This is a genomic window from Cognatilysobacter xinjiangensis (genome assembly GCF_014651995.1).
GTDB classification, from domain to species: domain Bacteria; phylum Pseudomonadota; class Gammaproteobacteria; order Xanthomonadales; family Xanthomonadaceae; genus Cognatilysobacter; species Cognatilysobacter xinjiangensis.
On record NZ_BMXY01000001.1, the window covers coordinates 383352 to 405224 of the forward strand.

Consider the following 21873-nt stretch of genomic DNA (forward strand, 5'->3'; position numbering starts at 1 on the left):
GCTGCGCGCGTCGTCAGTCGAAGCGACGCAGCGCGGTGACGCCGAAGCCGGTGTCGTAGTAGATCCAGTCGCTGGCGTTGTCGCGCAGCCAGTCGATGCGTGCGCGTGCGGCGGCGGGCACGCGGCAGATCACCGCGGTCAGGGTGCCGACGAAGGGCTGCGAGAACGGGCCGGGCTCGTCGGCCCAGCCCATGCAGCTCACGGCGGCCGCGGTGTCGGCCGGCCAGTCGAGACGTGACCACAGTTGCGCGAGTTCGCCACCGTCGAGCGCGCGCACGGGCAGTGAAAGGCCGTCATGGCGCTCCATGCGCACGCCCGTAGCCGTGTCGCGAAGCGTCCAGACGGGATCGGGCGGCCCGTCGGTGCGGTGGTCGTAGCGTCCGGAGAAGCTCTCGGTGGCACCTGCAGCCGGCGCGAGCACCATGCCCGCGAGCAGCAGCGCCAGCGCCCTCATCGCGCGCTGAGCTCGTGCACCGCGCGCACCAGCGCGGCGACGTGCTCCGGATCCATGTCAGGCGACATGCCGTGTCCGAGGTTGAACACGTGCCCCTCGCGCGAGCCGCCGTTGCCGTCGCGGTACGAATCGAGCGCGCGGCCGGCCTCGCGGCGGATCGCCTCGGGCGAGGCGTAGAGCGTCACCGGGTCGAGATTGCCCTGCAGCGCGACGCGACCGCCGGTGCGACGCGCAGCGTCGCCGAGGTCGACGGTCCAGTCGATGCCGACGCCCTCGGCGCCGGTCGCGGCGAGGGCTTCGAGGTGCAGGCCGTTGCCCTTGCCGAAAAGGATCAGCGGCGCAGCGTCAGCGCCTTCGCCGCGCGGCAGCTCGCGCGCGATGCGCTCGAGGTAGCGCAGCGAGAACTCGCGGTACATGGCCGGCGACAGCACGCCGCCCCAGGTGTCGAACACCTGCATCGCCTGCGCACCGGCGATGCGCTGCGCGTCGAGATAGGCGATGACCGCGTCGGTGACCACGTCGAGCAGGCGATGCATGGCCTGCGGATCGTTGAGCGCGAGCGACTTCACCCGCGCGAAATCCTTGCTGCCGCCGCCTTCGACCATGTAACAGGCCAGCGTCCACGGGCTGCCCGAGAAGCCGATCAGCGGCACGCGACCGCCCAGCTCGCGGCGGATCAGCGAGACCGCATCGGTGACGTAGCGGAGCTCGCTGCCGACGTCGGGCACGGCGAGCCTGGCGATGTCGTCGGCCGTGCGCACCGGGCGCTCGAACTTCGGGCCCTCGCCTTCGACGAAGTACAGCCCAAGGCCCATCGCGTCGGGCACGGTGAGGATGTCGGAGAACAGGATCGCCGCATCCAGCGGGAAACGCTCCAGCGGCTGCAGCGTGACCTCGCAGGCGATCTCCGGGTTCTTCGCCATGGCCAGGAAGCTGCCGGCGCGCTTGCGCGTGGCGCGGTACTCCGGCAGGTAACGGCCGGCCTGTCGCATCAGCCACACGGGCGTGCGGTCGACGGATTCGCGGCGCAGCGCGCGCAGGAAGCGGTCGTTCTGGAGGGTGGGATGAGTCATGTGGGAACGTCGCTCCGGCTGGTCTGGTCGGGTGCGGTGCATTCTGCGCATGGCGCAGGCGGCGGTTACGTCGCTTCGGGGAACGGTTGATGCCATCGACGGCGCTCACGTCGCTTCGGTCGTCGACTGAGGCCATCCATGGCGCACGCGGATCGCTTCCGATCGTCCTGCCCGGGCATCCATGCCCGGGCGCGCTGCCCCGCATGGACTGCCCCGGCAGTCCATCAGCGCGGGGCAGCGCCCTCCGCGAACATCAGCTGGAAGCCGCGCTTGATGTGCGTGTCGCGCGCGCTTTCCAGCGCTGCAAACGCGGAAGCCTGGTCCAGGAACTGCTCGCGACGCACGGTGCTGCGGCCGCCGATCTGGCCGGACTCACGCACGAGCGTCCACCCGCCGAGCAGGTCGGGCTGGAGCATGAACTGGACGAAGCGCGGCGCTTCGCGGCCTTCGGGCCGTTGTTGCAGGAGCAGTCGCATCGGCGGAATTGTAGCCGCGCGGGGTGAATGCCGGGCCGCGGGCCGGTCCGGTCGCCCGCGGCGCGCCGATCAGTCGGCGGCCAGAACCTCGAGCACCTTCGCCTCGGGAACATCGCGCGCGATGCGGCCTTCGCCGGCCGCGTCCCAGAGGATGAAGCGCAGGCCCGCGGCATCGGCCTTCTTGTCCAGCCGCATCCGGGCGAGCAACGACGGCGGCGACAGCCCGGCCGGAATCCGCGTGGGCAGGCCGAAACGGGCAAGTAGGCGCTCGAGTCGATCGGCGTCCGCCATCGGTGCGCGCCCAAGCGCAGCCGAGAGACGCGCAGCCAGCACCATGCCGACCGCGACCGCCTCCCCATGAACCAGTCCGCCGACCGCGCCCGCATAGCCCTGCTCGGCCTCGATCGCGTGACCGAAGGTATGGCCGAAGTTGAGCAGCGCGCGATCGCCGCGCTCGAACGGATCGCGCGCGACAACCTCGGCCTTGAACCCGCAGGAGCGCGCCACCGCCTCGGCGATGGCGTCCGGATCGCGCACGAGCAGCGCGTCGGCCTTCGCTTCCAGCCAGCCCAGGAAGTGCGCGTCGAACACCGCGCCGTATTTCGCCACCTCGGCAAGACCCGCGCGCAGTTCGCGATCCGGCAACGTGGCGAGCATCGCCGTGTCGGCCACCACCGCCGACGGCGGATGGAACGCGCCGACGAGATTCTTGCCGGCCGGCAGGTCCACGGCGGTCTTGCCGCCGACGGAGGAATCGACCATCGCCAGCAGCGTGGTGGGCACCTGCACCACGTCGATGCCGCGCATCCAGCAGGCGGCCGCGAAGCCGGCAAGATCGCCGACCACGCCGCCGCCGAGTGCGACCACCGCCGCGTCGCGCGTGGCGCCGAGCGCTGCGAGCGCATCGATCACTTCGCGCCAGCGGTCCAGCGTCTTTTCCGATTCGCCCGGTGGAATCACATGTGTGGCGAGGTCCAGCGTCGGCCGATGCCGCCGCAGCGCGGCCTCGACCACTGGCGCGTGCAGCGCGGCGACGTTCGCATCGGTAACCAGCAGCGCCTGGCGTCCGCGAAGCGCGGCGGCCAGCGCCTCGCCGTCGGCCACGAGGCCGGCACCGATGTGGATCGGGTAGGGGCCCGACGGCGAGTCGACGTCCAGGCGATGGCGCGCGCCGCCCGAGGCCGATGCAAGCGGCAGCGCGCGGAACAGCGCCTCGACGACCTCGTGCGCGGTACGCGCGTCGGTGTCCAGCCGAAGGTGCGCCACCGCCGCGTAATGCGCGCCGCGATCGCGGGCCATCGCCTCGAGCGTCGCCTCGCGGTCGACCAGCGCGAGCAGCGGGCGGTCGCCGCGATCGCGCAGGCGCTCGAGCTGGCGGCGCACGCCGGCATGCAGGTGCACTACGCAGCCGGCCGCACGCATGCGCTCGCGGTTGCCGGCGTCGAGCACCGCGCCGGCGCCCGTGGCCAGCACGATGCCGTCCTCCTCGAGGCAACGCACGAGCATCTCGGACTCCAGCGCACGGAACGCGGCCTCGCCGTCCTGCTCGAAGATATCGGTGATGCGGCGGCCCGCGGCCTGCTCGAGGGTCTGGTCGAGATCGACGAATCGCAGGCCGAGCCGCGTGGCCAGCAACGGGCCGACGGTCGACTTGCCGGCGCCGGTGGGCCCGACGAGTACGAATCGCTGGTAGGAGGTCATGCGCCGATTCTAGGCGGCGTCGTATTCGCATTACGTAATCGTTCGACGTCGCCCGCATCGGGAACGCGCTGTGCATCGATGCGCACCACCGCATCGGCGATGCCCGGCAGCGCGCGCAGCGCGTGCCGGCTCAGGCGCTCGAAGTGCTGCACGAAGTGCTCGATTCGCGCCGGCGACATTCCGCGCGACAGATCGCCGGCGTGCAGCGCGCGTTCCTGCTCCCAGCGCCAGCCGGCCACGACGTCGAAGCCCGGCGGCGCGAGGAACAGCAGGCCCGGCAGCCGCGACCAGAGCGAGGGGTAGTCGCGCGCGAGCGCCTCGTTGCACCATCCTCGCCAAATGCCCTGCGGATCCTCGTCGCGCTCCAGTGCGTTCACCGGCGTGGCGAGTGCGGACGACGGCTCCGGCGCGAGTCGCAGGCACCAGCCTTCGACGAACACCAGGTCGCAGGCATGGACAGGCGGCCAGTCGCGCACGGGAAGGCGGCGGTCGCTGCGCTTGTCGAAGCGCGGCAGCCGCAGCGGGCGCCGCGCGGCCAATGCGTCGAGCGTTTCGATCGCCAACTCGACGTCATGGGTGCCCGGCGGCCCGCGCGTGGCCAGCAGCGGGTGCACGCGCTGCGCCAGCACCAGGCGTGCGGGACGGTCGAGGTAGAAGTCGTCGAGCGACACCGCTATCGCACGCAGCCCGCGCGCCTCGGCCGCTTCCACGCAGCGGGCGGCCAGCGTCGACTTGCCCGAACCCTGCAGCCCCGCGATCGCATAGGGCATCGGCGCGGCGAGCGCCCGCGCGAGCACGGCGTCGACGAACGTCTTGGCCGGGGCATGCACGTGCAGCGGTACGGACATGCCCGCACAATAGCGCGATGGAGACGCCCGCCCTGCTTGCCGAAGCCCTCGCCACTTTCGAGCACCTGTTCGTGCAGGCCGCCGAGGCCGGCGAGCCCGATCCCACCGCGATGGCGCTGGCCACGGCCTCGCTCGATGCGCGCCCCTCGCTGCGCATGGTGCTGCTGAAGGCGCACGATGCGCGCGGCTTCGTGTTCTACACGCACATGGACGGCCGCAAGGGCCGCGAGTTGCAGGACAACCCGCAGGCCTCGCTGCTGTTCCACTGGCCGCGCCTGCGCAACGGCGTGCAGGTACGCATCGAGGGCGAGGTGCAGGTGGTGGCCGACGAGGAGGCCGACCTCTACTTCGCCTCGCGTCCGCGCGGCAGCCAGATCGGCGCCTGGGCGTCGAAGCAGTCGGAAACGCTGGAGTCGGTGGAATCCTTCGAGTCCCGTCTGCAGCAGGTCGAACGCGAATTCGCCGGCCGCGACATCCCGCGCCCGCCACGCTGGACCGGCTTCCGGGTCAAGCCGCGCCGCATCGAGTTCTGGTACGGCGCGCAGTACCGGCTGCACGAGCGCAAGGTCTACGAGCGCGACGTGGCCGGGGAATGGACCACGCGGATGCTCTATCCGTGACCCGCGTCGTCGGGCCGCAACGCATCGTCTGCCTAACCGAGGAACCGACCGAGACGCTCTACGCGCTCGGCGAGGACCGCCGCATCGTCGGCATCAGCGGCTTCACCGTTCGCCCCGCGAAGGCGCGCAAGGAGAAGCCGAAGGTCAGCGCGTTCACCAGCGCGAAGATCGACGAGATCCTCAAGCTCCAGCCCGACTTCGTGGTCGGCTTCTCCGACATCCAGGCCGACATCGCGTCGGCGCTGATCCGTCACGGTGTCGAAGTCTGGATCAGCAACCACCGCAGCGTGGACGGCATCCTGGACTACATCCGCCGGCTCGGCGCGCTGGTCGGCGCCGGCGAGCGCGCGAACGCCTATGCGGACGCGCTCGCGCGCGGGCTCGACGAGATCGCCGCCGCGGGCCGTGCATTGCCGGTGCGTCCGAAGGTGTATTTCGAGGAATGGGACGAGCCGATCATCACCGGCATCCGCTGGGTGGCCGAGCTGATCGACATCGCCGGCGGCATCGACCTGCTGCCCGCGCGCGCGATCGAGCCGCTGGCGAAGAACCGCATCATCGCCGACGACCGGGAGATCACGCAGGCCGCGCCCGACATCGTCATCGGCTCTTGGTGCGGCAAGAAGTTCCGGCCCGAGCGCGTGGCCGCGCGGCCCGGCTGGCAGGACGTGCCCGCGGTGCGCGACGACGAACTGCACGAGATCAAGTCGCCATTGATCCTGCAGCCGGGCCCCGCGGCGCTCACTGACGGCGTGCGGGAGATCCAGCGGATCGTGCACGCCTGGGCGGCTCGACGCGCCTGAGGCTCAGTGCGGGAAGAAGTCCCGCGTGAACTGCATCGTCGACGTCGAATTGCCGTAGCGGATCACCAGGTCGAAGCGCAGCGATTCGGGCGGCGCGATTTGGACGGTGCCGACACGGTCCACGAAGCCGTCGACGCTGATCTCGCGCAACGTGATGCGCTCGGGCGTGCCGCGGTCGGGCGTCACCGTCGCATCGATGCTCACCGGCAGGCCGGCGGCGTCGCTGCCGTCGGCGCGGCGCACGCTGACCAGCAGCATGGCGACGCGACCCGAGCGCTCCAGTCCATAGCGCTTCGCGATTGCCTCGTCGAGCGTCGAGGTCTGCAGCGCGCTGGCATGCACGACGACGTCACCCAGGCGCGCCTCGGCCTGCTGCGGGGCCTGCGACGTGGAGGCCGTCACCGGCGGGGTGCTCCCGCCGCAGGCGGCGAGGGCGAGGACGAAGGGAGCCAGCAGGGCGATGCGTCGCATGGGATTCCTCAGTCGTTGGCGGCCGACAGCTCGCGGCCGCGCTGCGTGGCGCGCTCGATCGCGCGGTCGAGCAAGGCTGCAAAGCCGCCGGCCTGCAGGGTTTCGACGGCAGCCTGCGTGGTGCCGCCGGGCGAGGTCACCCGCGCACGCAGCACCGGTGCGGGCTCGACGGCCTGCACCAGCATGGCGGCCGCGCCCGCGATCGTCTGCCGCACCAGCAGCGAAGCGGCGTCCGGGGGCAGGCCCTGGCGCTCGGCTGCGGCCTGCATGGCCTCGGCGAGCAGGAACACGTAGGCCGGGCCGCTGCCGGACACGGCGGTCACCGCGTCCATCAGTGCCTCGTCGTCGATCCACGTGGTGGGGCCGCCGCTTTCGAGCAGGGCCGCGGCGCGTTGGCGCTGCGCGGGCGTGACGGCGCCCGTCGCGAACAGCCCGGTGACGCCCTGGCCGATCAGCGACGGCGTGTTCGGCATCGCGCGCACGATCGCGCGGCCGCCGCCGAGCCAGCGGTCGATCTGCGCGCTGGTGATCCCTGCGGCGATCGAGACCATGAGCGCGTCGGCGGGTGCCACGCCCGCGAGTTCACCGCAGACCGCCCGCATCACCTGCGGCTTCACCGCCAGCACCACAGTCGACGCGCCCGCCGCCGCCTCGCCCGCGGTCGCGAACACGGCGACGCCGAAGTCCTTCGCCAGCGCATCGCGCAGCGCATCGACCGGCTCGGCCACGCGGATCGAACCGGCTGCGCGGCCCTGCACCACGAGCCCGCCGATCAGGCTGCGCGCCATGTTGCCGCCACCGATGAAGGCGATCGGGCCTGCGGCGTCTTGCTGCGTCATCGACGGTTTCCTCGTTGCGGACGTCTCAGGATAGCGGCGTCCCGCGGCGCCGACGGCGGCGGTCGCTCCAGAGCAGCGTCAGGCTGGTCGCGCCCAGCACGAGCGCAGCCGACAGGACGACATAGGCGGCGACGAGCAGTTGCAGGCCGTGCCGGCAGGCCGGCTCGACGGCATTGAGCGCACTAGGCCCGCAACTGCCGAAGCGCGCCGCGGCAACCGTCACCGCGACCGCGAGCAGCAACAACCCCAGACCCCCGGCCACGATGGCCAGGCGGAACGTGAGGACCACGGGCCGCAGTCGATGCAGCATCGCTCAGGCGCGCGGCGTACGGGCGCCGAACAGCGCGCTGCCGATGCGGACCATCGTCGCGCCCTCGCCGAGCGCGAGCAGGTAGTCGTCGCTCATGCCCATCGACAGGGTGTCGACGCCGGGATGCGCGGCTTTCAGGTCGTCAAACAGCTGTCGCGCGGCACGGAAGGCCGGGCGGCGCGCCTCGAGGTCCGGATGCGGCGTCGGGATGATCATCAGCCCACGCAGCGCGAGCCGCGGCAGCGCCGCGACGGCCGCTGCCAGCGCCGGCAGCTCACCGGGGTGGCAGCCATGCTTGCCGGCCTCGTCGTCCACGTTGACCTGCAGCAGCACGTTCAGCGGCGGCCGGTCGGCGGGGCGATGCTTCGAGAGCGCCTCGGCGATCGAGGGCCGGTCGACCGTCTGCACCCAATCGAAGGCCGCGGCCGCTTCCTTGGCCTTGTTGCCCTGCAGGTGCCCGATCAGGTGCCAGACGGCCGCTTGCGCACCGCCCGACGCGCGCAGTTCCTGCTGCTTGCGCAGGGCTTCCTGCACGTAGTTTTCGCCGAAATCGCGCTGGCCCGCGGCCGCGAGTTCCGTGATCGCACCCGCAGGTTGCAGTTTCGAAACGGCGACCAGCACGGGTACGGAGCACCCGGCCGCGGTGGCCGCGCTATAAAGGCTGTCGGAGACCTCGCGCAGGGCGTCGGCGAGCACGTCGGTGACCTCTTGGTCGGCCCGATTGCCGGGCCGGAGCGGGAGCCTATACTGCCCTCAGGGGGTCCGGGCGGCCAGACCGCGCCGGATCGAGGGATCGTTCGCACCACCGGGGACTTACATGGATATCGCCGAGCTGCTGGCCTTCTCGGTCAAGAACAAGGCGTCAGACCTGCATCTGTCGGCGGGCCTGCCGCCGATGATCCGCGTCGACGGCGACGTTCGCCGCATCAACATTCCCGCGCTCGAGCACAAGCAGGTGCACGCGCTCGTCTACGACATCATGTCGGACAAGCAGCGCCGCGATTACGAGGAATTCCTCGAGGTCGACTTCTCGTTCGAGATCCCGGGCCTGGCGCGCTTCCGCGTCAACGCGTTCAACCAGAACCGCGGCGCCGCGGCGGTGTTCCGTACGATTCCGTCGGAAGTGCTGACGCTCGAGGACCTCGGCACGCCGCCGATCTTCCGCGAGCTGATCAACCAGCCGCAGGGCCTGATCCTCGTCACCGGCCCGACGGGCTCGGGCAAGTCGACCACGCTCGCGGCGATGCTCGACCACATCAACAAGAACGAGTACGCGCACATCCTCTCGGTCGAAGACCCGATCGAGTTCGTGCACACCTCGCAGAAGTGCCTGATCAACCAGCGCGAGGTGCACCGCGACACGCACGGCTTCAACGAGGCCCTGCGTTCGGCGCTGCGTGAGGACCCCGACTACATCCTCGTCGGCGAGCTCCGCGACCTCGAGACCATCCGCCTCGCGCTCACGGCCGCGGAAACCGGCCACCTCGTGTTTGGCACGCTGCACACCTCGTCGGCCGCGAAGACGATCGACCGCATCATCGACGTATTCCCCGCCGGCGAGAAGCCGATGGTGCGCTCGATGCTGTCCGAATCGCTGCGCGCGGTGATCTCGCAGGCGCTGCTGAAAAAGGTCGGCGGCGGTCGTACCGCGGCGTGGGAAATCATGGTGGGCACGCCCGCCATCCGTAACCTGATCCGCGAGGACAAGGTCGCGCAGATGTACTCGTCGATCCAGACGGGCCAGAACTACGGAATGATGACGCTCGACCAGCACCTGCAGGACCTGGTCAAGCGCGGCCTCATCCTCAAGGCACAGGCCCGCGAGTACGCCAAGGACAAGCGCCTGTTCGAATGACGCGGTAGCCGCGGCCCGGCCGCGACTACACCTGATCGAACTTCCGCCCGGCTTCAGACGCTCCCGAGGAGCACACGATGAGCACGCCCAATCCCGCAGCGCCCGGCCCCGGCGCGATCGATTTCTCGTCCTACCTCAAGCTGATGGCGCAGCACCGCGCCTCGGACCTGTTCATCACCGCCGGCATGCCGCCGTCGATCAAGGTGCACGGCAAGATCTCGCCGATCACCCAGCAGCCGCTCACGCCGCAGCAGTCGCGCGACCTGGTGCTGTCGGTGATGAGCCCCGCCCAGCGCGAGGAGTTCGAGAAGACGCACGAGTGCAACTTCGCGATCGGCGTGGCCAACGTCGGCCGCTTCCGCGTCAGCTGCTTCTTCCAGCGCAACCAGGTCGGCATGGTGCTGCGCCGGATCGAGAGCAAGATCCCGACGGTCGAGGAGCTGCAGCTGCCGCCGATCATCAAGACGCTCGCGATGACCAAGCGCGGCATCATCATGTTCGTCGGCGCGACCGGTACCGGCAAGTCGACCTCGCTCGCCGCGATGATCGGCTACCGCAACAAGAACTCGACCGGCCACATCATCACGATCGAGGATCCCATCGAGTTCGTGCACAAGCACGAGGGCTGCATCATCACGCAGCGCGAGGTCGGCATCGACACCGACAGCTGGGAAGCCGCGCTGAAGAACACGCTGCGCCAGGCGCCTGACGTGATCATGATCGGCGAGGTGCGCACGCGCGAGGGCATGGACCACGCGATCGCCTTCGCCGAGACCGGACATCTGGTGCTCTGCACGCTGCATGCGAACAACGCCAACCAGGCGATGGACCGCATCATCAACTTCTTCCCCGAGGACCGTCGCGCGCAGGTGCTGATGGACCTGTCGCTCAACCTCAAGGGCGTGGTCGCGCAGCAGCTGATCCCGACGCCGGACGGCAAGGGCCGCCGCGTCGCGATGGAGATCCTGCTCGGCACGCCCCTGGTGCAGGACTACATCCGCGACGGCGAGATCCACAAGCTCAAGGAGGTCATGAAGGAATCGACCAACCTGGGCATGAAGACCTTCGATCAGGCGCTGTTCGAGCTCTACCAGGCCGGCGAGATCTCCTACGAGGACGCGCTGCGCTACGCCGACTCGCAGAACGAGGTGCGCTTGCGTATCAAGCTCGCGCAGGGCGGCGATGCGCGCACGCTCGCGGCCGGGCTCGGCGACGTGGGCGTGGCCGACATCCGCTGACCGCGTCCGAATCGTTCCAAGCGAAGGCGCCTTCGGGCGCCTTCGCCGTTTTCGTCGCGTAGAGGGGCTTCCATCGCGCCAGGGAACGCGGGCTAGAATGCGGGCATGGCCCTGTCCGACAGCCCGACGCCCCTCGCCAGCCAGCTGCTCATCGCGCTGCCGTCGCTCGCCGAGTCCGGCTTCTCGAAGTCTGTCGCGCTGATCTGCCAGCACGACCAGGACGGCGCGCTCGGCATCGTGGTGAACCGTCCGTCCGAGTACACGGTGGGTGAGGTGCTCGAACAGATGGGCTTCGAGGGCGGCAGCGAAGCGCTGCGCTCGCAGATCGTGCTCAACGGCGGCCCCGTGCACCGTGAGCGCGGGTTCGTGATCCACGACGGCGGCACGCGCTGGGATTCCACGCTGCCGATCGGCGAGGACCTCTGGCTGACGACCTCGCGCGAGATCCTCGAAGCCATGGCCAACGGCGAGGGCCCTGAGCACGCGGTCGTCGCGCTGGGCTGCGCGGGTTGGGGTGCGGGGCAGCTGGAGCAGGAACTCAGCGTCGACCACAGCTGGCTCACCGCGCCGGCCGATCCGTCGCTGCTGTTCGACACGCCCCTGGAAGAACGCTGGCGCGCCGCCGCGGGCCGCATCGGCGTGGACTTCGCGCGCCTGGCCGACTACACGGGGCACGCCTGATCATGGCGGCGGCGACGACGGTCCTCGGTTTCGACGTCGGCGCCCGCAGGATCGGCGTCGCCGTGGGCAGCGCCTTCGGTACCGGCGCGCGTCCGATCGCGGTGGTCGACGTGCATGCCAACGGCCCCGACTGGCCCGCGATCGAGAAGCTCGCGCGCGAATGGCGGCCCGACGGCTTCGTCGTCGGCGACCCGATGACCCTCGACGGTGGCGACCAGCCCGCGCGCAGGCGCGCGATCGCCTTCGCGCGTGAGCTCGGGCGCCGCTTCGGCAAGCCGGTGATGCTCGTCGACGAACGCTCCTCTTCGGTGGAGGCCGCGCAGCGTTTCGCCGTGGAGCGCGCGCAGGGAGGCAAGCGCCGGCGCGACGCGCAGATTCTCGACGCGGTGGCCGCCGCGATCATCGTTGAACGCTGGCTGGCGGCGCCGGCCGATGCGGTCGACCTCGAAGCCACACTTTCCGGATAGACCCATGCGACACCTGCTCACGCTCGACGGCATGCCCCGCGCCACCGTCGTCGAGCTGCTCGACCGCGCGCAGCACTTCGCCGACCTGCGCGGCGACGTCGACGCGCTGAAAGGCATCGCGGCCTGCACGCTGTTCTTCGAGCCGTCCACGCGCACGCGGATGAGCTTCCAGCTCGCCGCGATGCGACTGGGCGCGCACGTGCTGAACTTCGACGTGTCGACCTCGTCGGCGCGAAAGGGCGAGACCGCGCTGGATACCATGCGCAACCTCGAAGCGATGGGCGTGCGCGGCTTCATCGTGCGCCACCACGACGACGGCGCGGTCGCGCAACTCGCCGCGGCGGCGGGCGAGGGCACGGCGTTGCTCAACGCGGGCGACGGGCGCAGCAACCATCCCACGCAGGGTCTGCTGGACATGCTGACGCTGCGGCAGGCCAAGGGTGACGATTTCGCCCGGATGCGCATCGCGATCGTCGGCGACGTGAAGCATTCGCGCGTCGCGCGTTCGGACCTGCACGCCTTGCGCGCGCTCGGCGCCACCGACATCCGAGTCTGCGGGCCCGCCGCGCTGCTGCCGGAGGCGGCGACGCTTGCCGGTTGCCGCGTCACGCACGATCTCGACGAGGCCATCGACGGCGCCGATGCGGTGATCACGCTGCGCCTGCAGCGCGAGCGCATGGAGGACGGGCTGGTCGAATCGCTGGACGGCTACCACCGCGATTACGGCATCACCGAGGCGCGCCTGCGCAGCGCGGCGCCCGGTGCGCTGGTGATGCATCCGGGGCCGATCAACCGCGGCGTGGAGATCACCGACGAGGTGGCAGACGGCCCGCGCTCGCTGATCCTGCGCCAGGTCGCGAACGGCGTGGCGGTGCGCATGGCGGTGCTGGAGCGGCTGCTCGCCGCCCGCGGCTAGGCAGCCGCGGCGTCCTCGGCCGCGTCCATCGCGGCCAGCGTGCGCAGCAGGCCGGCATGGACCTGCTGCAGGGCCGGATCGGCCGACAGCACCGCATCGGTATCGATCGCCTCGGCGGCGCGCAGCACGTGCAGCATCGACAGCGCGTCGGCGGTCGCCAGCGTGGCTGCGAGCGGCGAAGGCGCGGCGTCGCCTGGCATCTTCAGAAGCGCCTGCTGCAGAGCCGCGTCCAGGCGCCAGTGGGCAGCGGTGCGCGCGGAGAGGTCGGCGGCAAGGTGGAAGAAGCGCGGCGCGAACGTGGGGTCGGCCGCTGCTTGAGCGAGTAGCGCGTGCGGCATCATCCGCAACAGTGCGGCGGTGCCGGTCGAGGCAATGATCGAGGCGAGCTGCGCTTGCCCCGGATCGCCGCCGCGCGCGGCGAGGGCGCCGCAGGCCCAGGTGCGCGCTTCGCTCTGCGCGACCAGGCACTGGCCGGCGCGGGCGCCCTGTCGCGACGGATCGGCCTGCAGGATCGGCCGCATCACGCTGGTCAGCACGACGAAGCGCAGCCCCTCGTTGCCGATCACGCTGATCGCCTGCGGCAACGCCGACACCGTCGTGCTGCGGCTGTAATGCACGCTGTTGGCCGAGCGCACGACGGCGCCAGCCAGCGTCGGATCGCGGCCGACCATCGCCGCCAAGGCATTCGCATCGACGTCGTCGCGGCGTAGTGCGGCGAGAAGTTGCGGCACCAGCGCGGGCAGGCGCGGCAGGCGCGCGAGGTCGAGGCGTCCGGCCACCGTTCCGAGGCGATCGATCATGTCGTCGGCCAGACCATCCGCCACCGCCTCGGCCGGCGCGGTATCGAGCAGGTGGCGCAGGAAGCCTGCCGCGAGCCGGTCGCGATCGATGACGACGGCGTTCGTTGCAAGCGGCGCGTCGGCGGCATCGGCCGTTGCGCCGGCATTCTCCTCGCGCCGCGCGGGACGTCCCTGCAGCCGCTGCAGAAAGCGCTTCAACATGAGAATCCCCTGGTCGGCCGGTCCATCGACGCAGTCCGTTCCGACATGGTAGCGGCCCGGGCCGCGTTTACTTGAGCAGGAACAGTGTCGCGAGGCCGAGGAACGTAAAGAAGCCCATGACGTCGGTGACGGTGGTCAGGAAGATGCTGCTGGCGAGCGCCGGGTCGAAACCCATGCGGCGCAGCGTGATCGGCACCAGCACCCCCGCGCTGGCGGCGAACAGCAGGTTGAGCGTGAGCGCGACCGCGATGACCAGCGCGAGCCCCGGCATCTTGAACCAGAGCAGCACCACCAGGCCGAGGATGGTGCCCAGCGCGAGCCCGTTGAGCAGCGCGACGCGGATCTCCTTCCACAGCAGCACGCGCAGGTTGGACGCGCTGACCTGACCCAGCGCGAGGCCGCGCACCATCAGGGCGAGCACCTGCGTGCCGGCGTTGCCGCCCATGCCGGCGACGATCGGCATCAGCGCCGCGAGCGCCACGAGCTTCGAGATCGTGCCCTCGAACTGGCCCACCACGCTGGCCGCCACGAATGCCGTGGCGAGGTTGATCGACAGCCAGATCAGGCGCCGGCGCATCGCGCGCGGCACGGGGCTGAAGAGATCCTCGTCCTCGTCGAGGCCGGCCGCCGAGAGCGCCTGGTGCTCGGCCTGGTCGCGGATGATGTCGACCACGTCGTCGATGGTGATGCGGCCGAGCAGGATGTTGTTCTCGTCGACGACCGGGGCGCTGATCCAGTCGTAGTCGGAGAACTTGCGCGCGACCTCGCTCGCGGTCTCGCCGACGTAGATCGCCGCCTGCTCGTCGTCGACGAGGCGGTTGATCGGGGTGGACGGGTCCTGCGTCAGCAGGTCGGAGATCGAGATGCGGCCGAGGTACTGGTGACGGCGGCTGACCACGTATAGACGATCGGTGTGGTCGGGCAGTTCGCCGCGCAGGCGCAGGTAGCGCAGCACCACCTCGAGCGTGGTGTCCGCGCGCACCGTCACCACGTCCGGGTTCATCAGGCGGCCGGCGGTGTCCTCGGGGTACGAGAGCGCCTGCTCCAGGCGCTCGCGGTTCTCGCGGTCCATCGACAGCAGCACCTGCTCGATCACCGCGTCGGGCAGGTCCTCGACGAGGTCGGCGAGGTCGTCGATGTCGAGGTCTTCGACCGCGGCGATGATCTCGTCCGGATCCATCTCGGCGAGCAGGCTCTCGCGCACCTCGTCGCCGACGTGCACCAGCACCTCGCCGTCGTCCTCGGCGTCGACCAGGCCCCACACGATGGTGCGCTTGGCCGGCGGCAGCGATTCGAGCAGGTTGCCGATCTCGGCGGGCGAGAGCGTGTTGACGAGCCGGCGTACCGGGCCGAGGCGCCCGCTGTCGAGCGCGTCGGACAGCAGCCTCAGCTGCCGCGCGGTCTTCTCGTGGCGGACGGATTCGGCCATGCGCGGATTCCGGCGGGGACCATCACGGTCGTGGGCAGGTCGCACGCCGGCGATGTGCGCCGAGTCGCGACCGGGGTCAGCGGTTCATCGCGGCATTATCGCCGCTGCGGGCGGTGATGGACAGCGAAGACGCGCGATCAGCCGGCGTTCGCCAGCCAGCGCTCGATGGCATCGCGATCGCGCGCGCGCAGCAGGGCGGGCAGGCGTGCCTGCAGCGCGGCGTAGTCGCAGTCGCGGATGCGCCGGCGCACTTCCAGCATCGTGCCGGGATGCAGGCTGAAATCGGTGAGCCCCAACGCCAGCAGGAGCGGCGCGTAATCCGGCGCCGCGGCCATTTCGCCGCAGAGCGCGATCGGGCGGCCGTGGCGCTGCGCGAGCCGGATGACGTCGCGCAGCACGCGGATCACCGCGGGATGCAGGGGCGTGTAGAGCCGGCCCAGGCCCTCGTGATTGCGGTCGACGGCGAGCAGGTACTGCACGAGGTCATTCGTGCCGACCGACAGGAAGTCCACGTCGCGGATGAAGGCAGGCAACGCGAGCGCTGCGGCGGGGACCTCGATCATCACGCCGACCGGGATGTTCTCAGCCAGCTCATGGCCCTCCGCGCGCAGAGCCGCCGCCATCGCGGCGATCTCCGCGCGCGCCTGCGCGATCTCCTCGGCGCAGCTCACCATCGGCAGCAGCAGGCGGATGCGGCCGTAGGCCGAGGCGCGCAGCAGCGCGCGCAGTTGCGTGCGGAACAGCGCACGGCGCGCGAGCGACAGCCGGATGCCGCGCAGCCCCAGTGCCGGATTCGGCTCGTCGCGCAGAGACAGGCCGGTGCGATCGGTCTTGTCCGCGCCCACGTCGAGCGTACGGATGGTGACCGGCTGGCCGCTCATGCCCATCACCACGTCGCGATAGGCGCGGAACTGCTCGTCCTCGTCGGGCAGGGCGCTGCGCTGCAGGAACAGGAACTCGGTGCGGTACAGGCCGACGCCGGCGGCGCCGAGCGCATGCGCCTCGGCGACGTCGGCCTGCGATTCGGCATTCGCGAACAGGCGGATGTCGACGCCGTCGCGGGTCCGCGTGGGCTCGCGCCGCAGCCGCGCCAGCGCGCGCGTTTCGCGCAGGTGCTCGCGTTCGCGCGCGCGGTGCGCGCGCAGGTCGGCCGGGCCGGGCTCGACGACGACGCGTCCGCTGCCGCCGTCGACGATCAGCGCGTCGCCATCGTTGATGGTCTCCAGCGCATGCTCGCAGTCGACCACCAGCGGCATGTGCAGGCTGCGCGCGAGGATCGCGGTATGCCCGAGCGGGCTGCCGCCCGTGGTGACGATGCCGATGACCCCCTGCGCCTGCAACTGCGCCATTTCCGCCGGCGCCACGCTCTCGGCGACGAGGATCTCGCCCGCGAATCCCCGCAGCTCGCAGTCGCGCCGGTGCAGCGCTGCATGGATGCGGCCTATGACCTGGTCGATGTCCTCGACGCGGCTCTGGAAGTAGGGGTCGTCCATCGCCTCGAACACCGAGGCGAGACGGTCGCGCTGGACGCGCAGGGCGTAGTCGGCGCTGTAATGGCGGTCGCGCACCAGCTGGTCGAGGCCCTGCAGCAGTTCGGGGTCGTCCAGCAGCAGCGCGTGCAGGTCGAGGAACTCGCCGACCTCCTGCGCCAGTGCGCCGTGAAGGCGTGCGCGCAGGGCGTGCATCTCGCCGCGCACCACGGCGATCGCGTGCTGCAGCCGCTGGAGTTCGGCCGGCGCCTGTTCGGGCGCGATTCGCTGCTCGGCGATCTGCAGTGCGTGCGGCAGCCGTACGCGCGCCCGTCCGAGGACAGTGCCCCGCGATGCGCCCTGTCCGGCCAGCGCCTGTGCCATGCGGCTCAGCTGTCCTCGTCGAAGCGGCGGTCGAACAGCGCCTGCGCGGCATCGGCCGCGGCCTGCTCGTCCTCGCCTTCGACCCGCAGCTTCACCTGCGTGCCCTGGCCGGCGGCCAGCAGCATCACGCCCATGATGCTCTTCGCGTTGACCTCGCGGCCCTTCGCGGTGAGCGTGCAGTTGCTGCGGAACTGCGACAGCGTCTGCACGAGCTTGGCGGTCGCGCGTGCATGCAGGCCGAGGCGGTTTGAAACGGTGAGGTCGCGTTCGATCATGGGGGTCAGATGTCGTCGAGCTGGACGCCGTTCCGGCCTCCGGCGATGGCGATGGCGGGAAGTTCGTCGAGGGCCAGATCCGCGTAGTTGAGCACACGCAGCAACATGGGCAGGTTGAGGGCCGATACGCGCCGCACCGGCGTGCCCAGCCGCGACAGCCGGCCGGCAAGGTTCGAGGGAGTCGCGCCGTAGAGATCGGTGAGCACCAGCACGCCGTCGCCGCCGTCGGCGCGGCGCAGCGCGGCGCTCGCAGCGGGCAGAATGGCTTCGGGGTCGGCGTCGAACGGCACCTCGAGCACCTCGACGCGTAGCGGCATGGGCGTCAGCAGTCGCTCGGCCACGCCGCGCAGGGCGGTGCCGATGCCTTCGTGCGTGACGAGCAGGATGCCGACGGTCATGCGACGACGTTAGCAGAGCGCCGCGACGGTCCGGAAGCGGCGGTGGTGGAACTCAGTCGAGCTCGCGGTGATGCACCGCGACTTCCGGCCAGCCGAGCTCGCGCATGTGCGCGGCCATGCGCTCGACGAGATACACCGAACGATGGCGTCCGCCGGAGCAGCCGAACGCGATCGTGGCGTAGCTGCGCGTGCTGTCGGCCTGCAGGCGCGGCAGCCAGGCGTCGAGGAAGGCGCGGATCTGCTGGTAGAAGGCTTCGACGTCGGGTTGTTCCAGCAGGTAGTCGCGCACGGCGGGGTCGCGGCCCGACAGCGGCCGCAGCGACGGGATCCAGTGCGGGTTCGGCAGGGCGCGAGCGTCGAACACGAAGTCGGCGTCGGCCGGTACGCCGCGCCGATATGCGAACGATTCGAACAGCAGCGACATGCCCGGCTCGGCGCCGAGCCCGAATTCCGTGGTGACGTGCCGGCGCAACTGGTGCACGTTCATTTCGCTGGTGTCGACGATCGCATCGGCCAGCTTGCGCAGAGGCCCCAGCACCTGCCGCTCGAGCGCGATCGCCTCGGGCAGCGACAGGCCGAGACGGCTCAGCGGATGGCGGCGGCGCGTGTCGGCGTACCGCTTGAGCAGCACCGCGTCGGCGGCGTCGAAGAACACCAGCCGCGGGTCGAAACCCATGCCGCCCACGGCGGCGAGCGCCGCGGGCACCTTGTCGAGTTCGTCGTGGCGATTGCGCACGTCGATGCCTACCGCGATCTTCGCCGGGCCGCCGTCGTCGCCACCGGTGATGTCGGCGACGAGCTGCGGCAGCAGCATCGCCGGCAGGTTGTCGACGCAATAGAAGCCGAGGTCCTCGAACGTATTGAGCGCGACGGACTTGCCGGAGCCCGACATCCCGCTCACCAGCACCAGCGTGGCCGATGGGCGCGCGCTCACGAGTCGCCCCGCTCGAGGAAGTGGCTGTGCCGCGCCATGAACGCCGCGGCCGGGTCGACGCCCTTCGCGCGCAGGATGTGCGTGCGCGTCGCGGCTTCGGTCAGCACCGCGAGATTGCGGCCCGCGATGACCGGCAGGGTGATCATCGGCACGTCGAGATCGAGTACCTGGCGCACACCGAGGTCGCCGGTGATGCGCTCGAAGCCGCCCGGCTCGGGATGCAGCGACGGCTGCGTGAGGTGCACGATCAGGCGCAGGTACTTGTTCCGCTTGACCGCGGTGTCGCCGAACATCTGGCGGATGTTGAGCACGCCGAGGCCACGCACCTCGAGCATGTCCTGCAGCAGTTCGGGGCATGCGCCGTCGAGCACGTCGGGCGCGATCTGGGTGAATTCGGGTGCGTCGTCGGCGACGAGGCGATGGCCGCGGGTAACGAGTTCCAGCGCGAGCTCGCTCTTGCCGGCGCCGGATTCGCCGGTGATCAACACGCCGATCGAGTAGATCTCCATGAACACGCCGTGCAGCGTCACGCGCGGGGCGAGCTTGCGCGCGAGGTGGTACTGCAGGTGGTTCAGCAGCTCGTGGCCGCGCCGCGGCGAGATCCACAGCGGCGTGTCCGTTTCCTCGGCGGCGAGGCGCAGGTCTTCGGGACAGGTCTGGCTCTTGCTGATCACCAGCGCCAGCGGCCGGAACTGCATGATCTTCTCGATCGTCTCCCAGCGCGCGCGCGAGTCGAGTTCGTCGAGCCACGCGAGTTCCTCGCTGCCGAGGATCTGCACCTTGTTGGGATAGATGATGTTGAGGTAGCCGGCGAGCGACGGGCGTCGCGCCACGGTGTCGACCGATTCGAGCACGCGCGTACCGCCGCGACGGCCGGCGAACCAGCGCAGGCCGAGGCGGTCGAGCTGCTGGTCGTAGAGCTCCTGCGCGCTGATGCGGGCATTCATGCGTCGGCTCCGAGCAGTCGACGCGCGAGTTCGCGATCATCGTCGGCCGCGCGCAGCGACGCGCGGAAATCGGCGTCGGAGAAGCGCTCGGCGATCTCGCCCAGGTGCGCGAGGTGGCCGGCGACCTCGTCCTCCGGCACCGCCATCGCGAACACCAGGTCGACGGGCTCGCCGTCGGGCGCCGCATAGGACACGCCGTGGTCGAGCAGCACGAACGCACCGCGGGCCCGATCGAGCCCGCCGATGCGCGCATGCGGAATGGCGACGCCGTGGCCGAGCGCGGTGCTGGCGAGGCGCTCGCGCTCGCGCAGCCGCTCGGCCACGTCGGCCGCCGCGAGGCCATGTCCCTCCACCGGCCGTGCCAGCAGGGCCGCGAGGCGTTCGATCACGCCATCGCGGTCGACGGGGCCGGAAATCCGGCCGATGCGTTGATGGCAGAGCAGGTCGGCAAAGGGCATGGTCCCGTCAGGCGAGGGCCGCCACGCGGGCGAAACGCTCCCCGCGGTGGTGGTCGACGCGCCTCTCCTTTTCTTTGAGCAGACTTCGGTCGAGTTTGTCGGCGAGCGCATCGATCGCCGCGTACATGTCGCTGCCTTCGGCATCGGCATGGAAGACCCGGCCGGAGAGGCTGACCGTGGCTTCCGCCCATTGGCGCGTCTTCTCCACCGAAAGCACCGTGCGGACGTCGAAGGGCCGTTCGAAATGGCGGCCGAGCCGCTCGAAACGCATCGCGACGTAGTCGCGCAGGGCCGGGGTGACATCGATGTGCTGACCGTGGATATCGATACGCATGGGCATCTCCTGACTGTCTGCAGAGGCGGCCCTGTGGCCGCGACCCCAGCATCGCACTTTCCGGAGGGCGCGCCTTGACGCCCGTCAAATAGTGCGCAGTCAGCCGATGCGGACGCGATCCTGGGACGAGGGGATGCTCATGGCTTCGCGGTATTTTGCCACCGTGCGGCGCGCGACCGGCACGCCGGACGCCCGCAGCAGGTCGGCCAGGCGCGCGTCCGAGAGGGGTTTTCGCGGGTTCTCGCTGGAAATCAGCTGGCGAATCATCGACTGCACGGCGGTGCTGGAGGTTTCCTCCGCCGTACCGCCGCCGACGCCCGAAGCGAAGAAGGCCCGAAGCGGCAGCGTGCCGCGCGGCGTGCGCGCGTACTTGCGTGCGATCGCGCGCGAGACGGTGGACTCGTGCAGGCCCACCTCCGTCGCGACCTCCCGAAGCGTCAGCGGACGCAGCGCGCCGTCGCCCAGATCGAGGAAGGCCGACTGGCGCTGCACCAGGCAACGCGCCACGCGCAGCAGCGTCTCGCCGCGCGCCTCGACGTTGCGCAGCAGCCAGCGCGCTTCCTGCAACTGCGAGCGCAGGTAGGCGGCGTCGCTGCTCGATGTGCGGCTGATCAGCGCCTCGTAGCCGCGGTTGATGCGCAGGCGCGGACGCGTGTGCTCGGCCAGCGCGACGCGCCAGCCTCCGTGCTGGCGCCAGATCGTCACGTCGGGCGCGACGTAGCTCTCGGGCGAGAGTTCGCCCATCTGCGCGCCCGGGCGCGGATCAAGCGACAGCAGCAGCGCGACCGCCTGTTCGGCCTCGTCGAGCGGCTCGCCGAGTTCCGCGGCGATGCCATCGGCACCGAGTTTCGGCAGGCGCTCCAGCAGCGCGTCGGCGATGCGGATGGCGAGCGCGCGGCCGGGCGTGTCGGCATCGAGTGCGTGCAACTGCACGCAGAGCGCCTCGGACACGGAGCGCGCGCCGACGCCGATGGGATCGAAATGCTGCACGCAGTGCAGGACCGTCGCGACGTCTTCCACCGGGACCGGCGGGTCGACGCTGGCGGCGATCATGTCCAGCGGCTCGCGCAGGTAGCCGTCGTCGGAGATGGCGTCGATGATCGCCGCACCGATGCGGCGGTCGCGCGGCGAGAGGCTGCTGAGGTGCAGTTGCCACAGCAGGTGGTCGTGCAGGGTTTCGCGCTCGGCCACCTGCTCGGCCAGCGACATGCCGTCGCCGTCGAGGCCGGAGCCGCCGCTCGGGCCGTCGCCCCAGCCCTCGAGTTCGGCATCGCCCCATGTCTCGTTCTCGGGCGCGGGCTCCGTCGGCGCGGCCTCGGGCATGGCGATGACGCCGCCTTCGTCCCATTCCAGCAGCGGGTTGCTTTCCACCGCCTCGTTGAGTTCTGCATCGAGCTCGATCGACGAGAGCTGCAACAGGCGGATCGCCTGCTGCAGCTGCGGCGTCATCACGAGATGCTGGCCGAGCGAGGCCTGGAGGCGCTGTTTCATC

Annotated in this window: 26 protein-coding genes and 1 pseudogene; 7 read left to right on the plus strand and 20 right to left on the minus strand. The window is 70.7% G+C overall.

What is annotated here, in order from left to right; all coding sequences use genetic code 11:
* Nucleotides 1–13: 13 nt before the first annotated feature.
* From IE066_RS01750 to IE066_RS01770, 6 genes and pseudogenes are all read right to left on the minus strand, one after another.
* Nucleotides 14–454, minus strand: coding sequence for a hypothetical protein (locus IE066_RS01750; protein ID WP_189446606.1), 441 nt, complete (start codon nt 452–454; stop codon nt 14–16).
* Complete coding sequence (hemE, locus tag IE066_RS01755; RefSeq protein WP_189446607.1) at nt 451–1527, minus strand: uroporphyrinogen decarboxylase; 1077 nt, start codon at nt 1525–1527, stop codon at nt 451–453. The genes IE066_RS01750 and hemE overlap by 4 nt, the downstream gene beginning before the upstream one ends.
* Nucleotides 1528–1751: 224 nt before the next feature.
* Nucleotides 1752–2003, minus strand: coding sequence for a WGR domain-containing protein (locus tag IE066_RS01760; protein WP_189446608.1), 252 nt, complete (start codon nt 2001–2003; stop codon nt 1752–1754).
* 69 nt (nt 2004–2072) lie between these two features.
* A complete protein-coding gene (gene aroB / locus IE066_RS01765) occupies nt 2073–3161 on the minus strand; it encodes a 3-dehydroquinate synthase (RefSeq protein WP_229790717.1) in 1089 nt (362 codons plus the stop codon).
* A gap of 48 nt (nt 3162–3209) precedes the next feature.
* A pseudogene (locus IE066_RS14715) lies at nt 3210–3704 on the minus strand (shikimate kinase); the annotation flags it as partial.
* Nucleotides 3701–4552 carry a kinase gene (locus IE066_RS01770; RefSeq protein WP_189446609.1) on the minus strand — a complete coding sequence of 284 codons (852 nt, stop codon included), beginning with the start codon at nt 4550–4552 and terminating at the stop codon, nt 3701–3703. The pseudogene IE066_RS14715 and the gene IE066_RS01770, both read right to left, overlap by 4 nt.
* A 17-nt stretch (nt 4553–4569) precedes the next feature.
* Here IE066_RS01770 and pdxH point away from each other — a divergent pair, with 17 nt between their 5' ends.
* Nucleotides 4570–5172: a pyridoxamine 5'-phosphate oxidase gene (gene pdxH, locus IE066_RS01775; RefSeq protein ID WP_189446610.1), complete on the plus strand. Its 603-nt coding sequence runs from the start codon at nt 4570–4572 to the stop codon at nt 5170–5172.
* Nucleotides 5145–5975 carry an ABC transporter substrate-binding protein gene (locus tag IE066_RS01780; protein WP_189446611.1) on the plus strand — a complete coding sequence of 277 codons (831 nt, stop codon included), beginning with the start codon at nt 5145–5147 and terminating at the stop codon, nt 5973–5975. Before pdxH ends, IE066_RS01780 begins: the two co-directional genes overlap by 28 nt.
* Nucleotides 5976–5978: 3 nt before the next feature.
* On the opposite strand, the gene IE066_RS01785 is transcribed toward IE066_RS01780, so the two are convergent.
* The 4 genes from IE066_RS01785 to IE066_RS01800 are packed head-to-tail and all read right to left on the minus strand — an operon-like array spanning nt 5979 to nt 8291.
* Nucleotides 5979–6446: a DUF4426 domain-containing protein gene (locus IE066_RS01785; protein WP_189446612.1), complete on the minus strand. Its 468-nt coding sequence runs from the start codon at nt 6444–6446 to the stop codon at nt 5979–5981.
* An 8-nt stretch (nt 6447–6454) separates the two neighbouring features.
* On the minus strand, nt 6455–7285 hold the full coding sequence (gene proC / locus IE066_RS01790; RefSeq protein WP_189446613.1) for a pyrroline-5-carboxylate reductase: 831 nt from the start codon (nt 7283–7285) through the stop codon (nt 6455–6457).
* A gap of 25 nt (nt 7286–7310) precedes the next feature.
* Nucleotides 7311–7595, minus strand: a complete 285-nt coding sequence (locus tag IE066_RS01795) for a hypothetical protein (RefSeq protein ID WP_189446614.1) — start codon at nt 7593–7595, stop codon at nt 7311–7313.
* Nucleotides 7596–7598: 3 nt separating this feature from the next.
* Nucleotides 7599–8291: a YggS family pyridoxal phosphate-dependent enzyme gene (locus IE066_RS01800; RefSeq protein WP_189446615.1), complete on the minus strand. Its 693-nt coding sequence runs from the start codon at nt 8289–8291 to the stop codon at nt 7599–7601.
* A gap of 121 nt (nt 8292–8412) precedes the next feature.
* On the opposite strand from IE066_RS01800, the gene IE066_RS01805 reads away from it, so the two are divergent.
* The 5 genes from IE066_RS01805 (at nt 8413) to IE066_RS01825 (ending at nt 12752) form a co-directional block, all read left to right on the plus strand.
* Nucleotides 8413–9450: a type IV pilus twitching motility protein PilT gene (locus IE066_RS01805; RefSeq protein ID WP_189446616.1), complete on the plus strand. Its 1038-nt coding sequence runs from the start codon at nt 8413–8415 to the stop codon at nt 9448–9450.
* 77 nt (nt 9451–9527) lie between these two features.
* On the plus strand, nt 9528–10688 hold the full coding sequence (locus IE066_RS01810; RefSeq protein WP_189446617.1) for a PilT/PilU family type 4a pilus ATPase: 1161 nt from the start codon (nt 9528–9530) through the stop codon (nt 10686–10688).
* 111 nt (nt 10689–10799) lie between these two features.
* Nucleotides 10800–11369 carry a YqgE/AlgH family protein gene (locus IE066_RS01815; RefSeq protein ID WP_189448730.1) on the plus strand — a complete coding sequence of 190 codons (570 nt, stop codon included), beginning with the start codon at nt 10800–10802 and terminating at the stop codon, nt 11367–11369.
* A 2-nt stretch (nt 11370–11371) separates the two neighbouring features.
* A complete protein-coding gene (gene ruvX, locus IE066_RS01820) occupies nt 11372–11836 on the plus strand; it encodes a Holliday junction resolvase RuvX (RefSeq protein ID WP_189446618.1) in 465 nt (154 codons plus the stop codon).
* Nucleotides 11802–12752, plus strand: coding sequence for an aspartate carbamoyltransferase catalytic subunit (locus tag IE066_RS01825; protein WP_425488880.1), 951 nt, complete (start codon nt 11802–11804; stop codon nt 12750–12752). The genes ruvX and IE066_RS01825 overlap by 35 nt, the downstream gene beginning before the upstream one ends.
* On the opposite strand, the gene IE066_RS01830 is transcribed toward IE066_RS01825, so the two are convergent.
* The 10 genes from IE066_RS01830 to IE066_RS01875 all read right to left on the minus strand — a co-directional run bounded on the left by IE066_RS01830 (nt 12749) and on the right by IE066_RS01875 (nt 21872).
* On the minus strand, nt 12749–13753 hold the full coding sequence (locus tag IE066_RS01830; protein ID WP_189446620.1) for an HDOD domain-containing protein: 1005 nt from the start codon (nt 13751–13753) through the stop codon (nt 12749–12751). The genes IE066_RS01825 and IE066_RS01830 overlap by 4 nt on opposite strands.
* Nucleotides 13754–13820: 67 nt before the next feature.
* Nucleotides 13821–15182, minus strand: a complete 1362-nt coding sequence (gene mgtE, locus IE066_RS01835; protein ID WP_189446621.1) for a magnesium transporter — start codon at nt 15180–15182, stop codon at nt 13821–13823.
* 137 nt (nt 15183–15319) lie between these two features.
* The gene (ptsP, locus tag IE066_RS01840) at nt 15320–17035 is read right to left on the minus strand and encodes a phosphoenolpyruvate--protein phosphotransferase (RefSeq protein WP_189446622.1); all 1716 of its coding nucleotides are present in this window, start codon (nt 17033–17035) and stop codon (nt 15320–15322) included.
* 5 nt (nt 17036–17040) lie between these two features.
* Entirely contained in the window at nt 17041–17310 is a 270-nt protein-coding gene (locus IE066_RS01845; RefSeq protein ID WP_189446623.1) for an HPr family phosphocarrier protein, read from the minus strand.
* A 5-nt stretch (nt 17311–17315) separates the two neighbouring features.
* On the minus strand, nt 17316–17708 hold the full coding sequence (locus IE066_RS01850) for a PTS sugar transporter subunit IIA (protein WP_189446624.1): 393 nt from the start codon (nt 17706–17708) through the stop codon (nt 17316–17318).
* A 52-nt stretch (nt 17709–17760) separates the two neighbouring features.
* Nucleotides 17761–18642 carry an RNase adapter RapZ gene (rapZ, locus tag IE066_RS01855; protein ID WP_189446625.1) on the minus strand — a complete coding sequence of 294 codons (882 nt, stop codon included), beginning with the start codon at nt 18640–18642 and terminating at the stop codon, nt 17761–17763.
* A complete protein-coding gene (gene hprK / locus IE066_RS01860) occupies nt 18639–19589 on the minus strand; it encodes an HPr(Ser) kinase/phosphatase (RefSeq protein WP_189446626.1) in 951 nt (316 codons plus the stop codon). The genes rapZ and hprK overlap by 4 nt, the downstream gene beginning before the upstream one ends.
* The gene (locus IE066_RS01865) at nt 19586–20047 is read right to left on the minus strand and encodes a PTS sugar transporter subunit IIA (RefSeq protein ID WP_189446627.1); all 462 of its coding nucleotides are present in this window, start codon (nt 20045–20047) and stop codon (nt 19586–19588) included. Before IE066_RS01865 ends, hprK begins: the two co-directional genes overlap by 4 nt.
* A gap of 7 nt (nt 20048–20054) precedes the next feature.
* On the minus strand, nt 20055–20381 hold the full coding sequence (gene hpf / locus IE066_RS01870) for a ribosome hibernation-promoting factor, HPF/YfiA family (RefSeq protein WP_189446628.1): 327 nt from the start codon (nt 20379–20381) through the stop codon (nt 20055–20057).
* Nucleotides 20382–20480: 99 nt separating this feature from the next.
* Nucleotides 20481–21872: an RNA polymerase factor sigma-54 gene (locus tag IE066_RS01875; protein ID WP_189446629.1), complete on the minus strand. Its 1392-nt coding sequence runs from the start codon at nt 21870–21872 to the stop codon at nt 20481–20483.
* Between the last annotated feature and the right edge of the window lies 1 nt (nt 21873).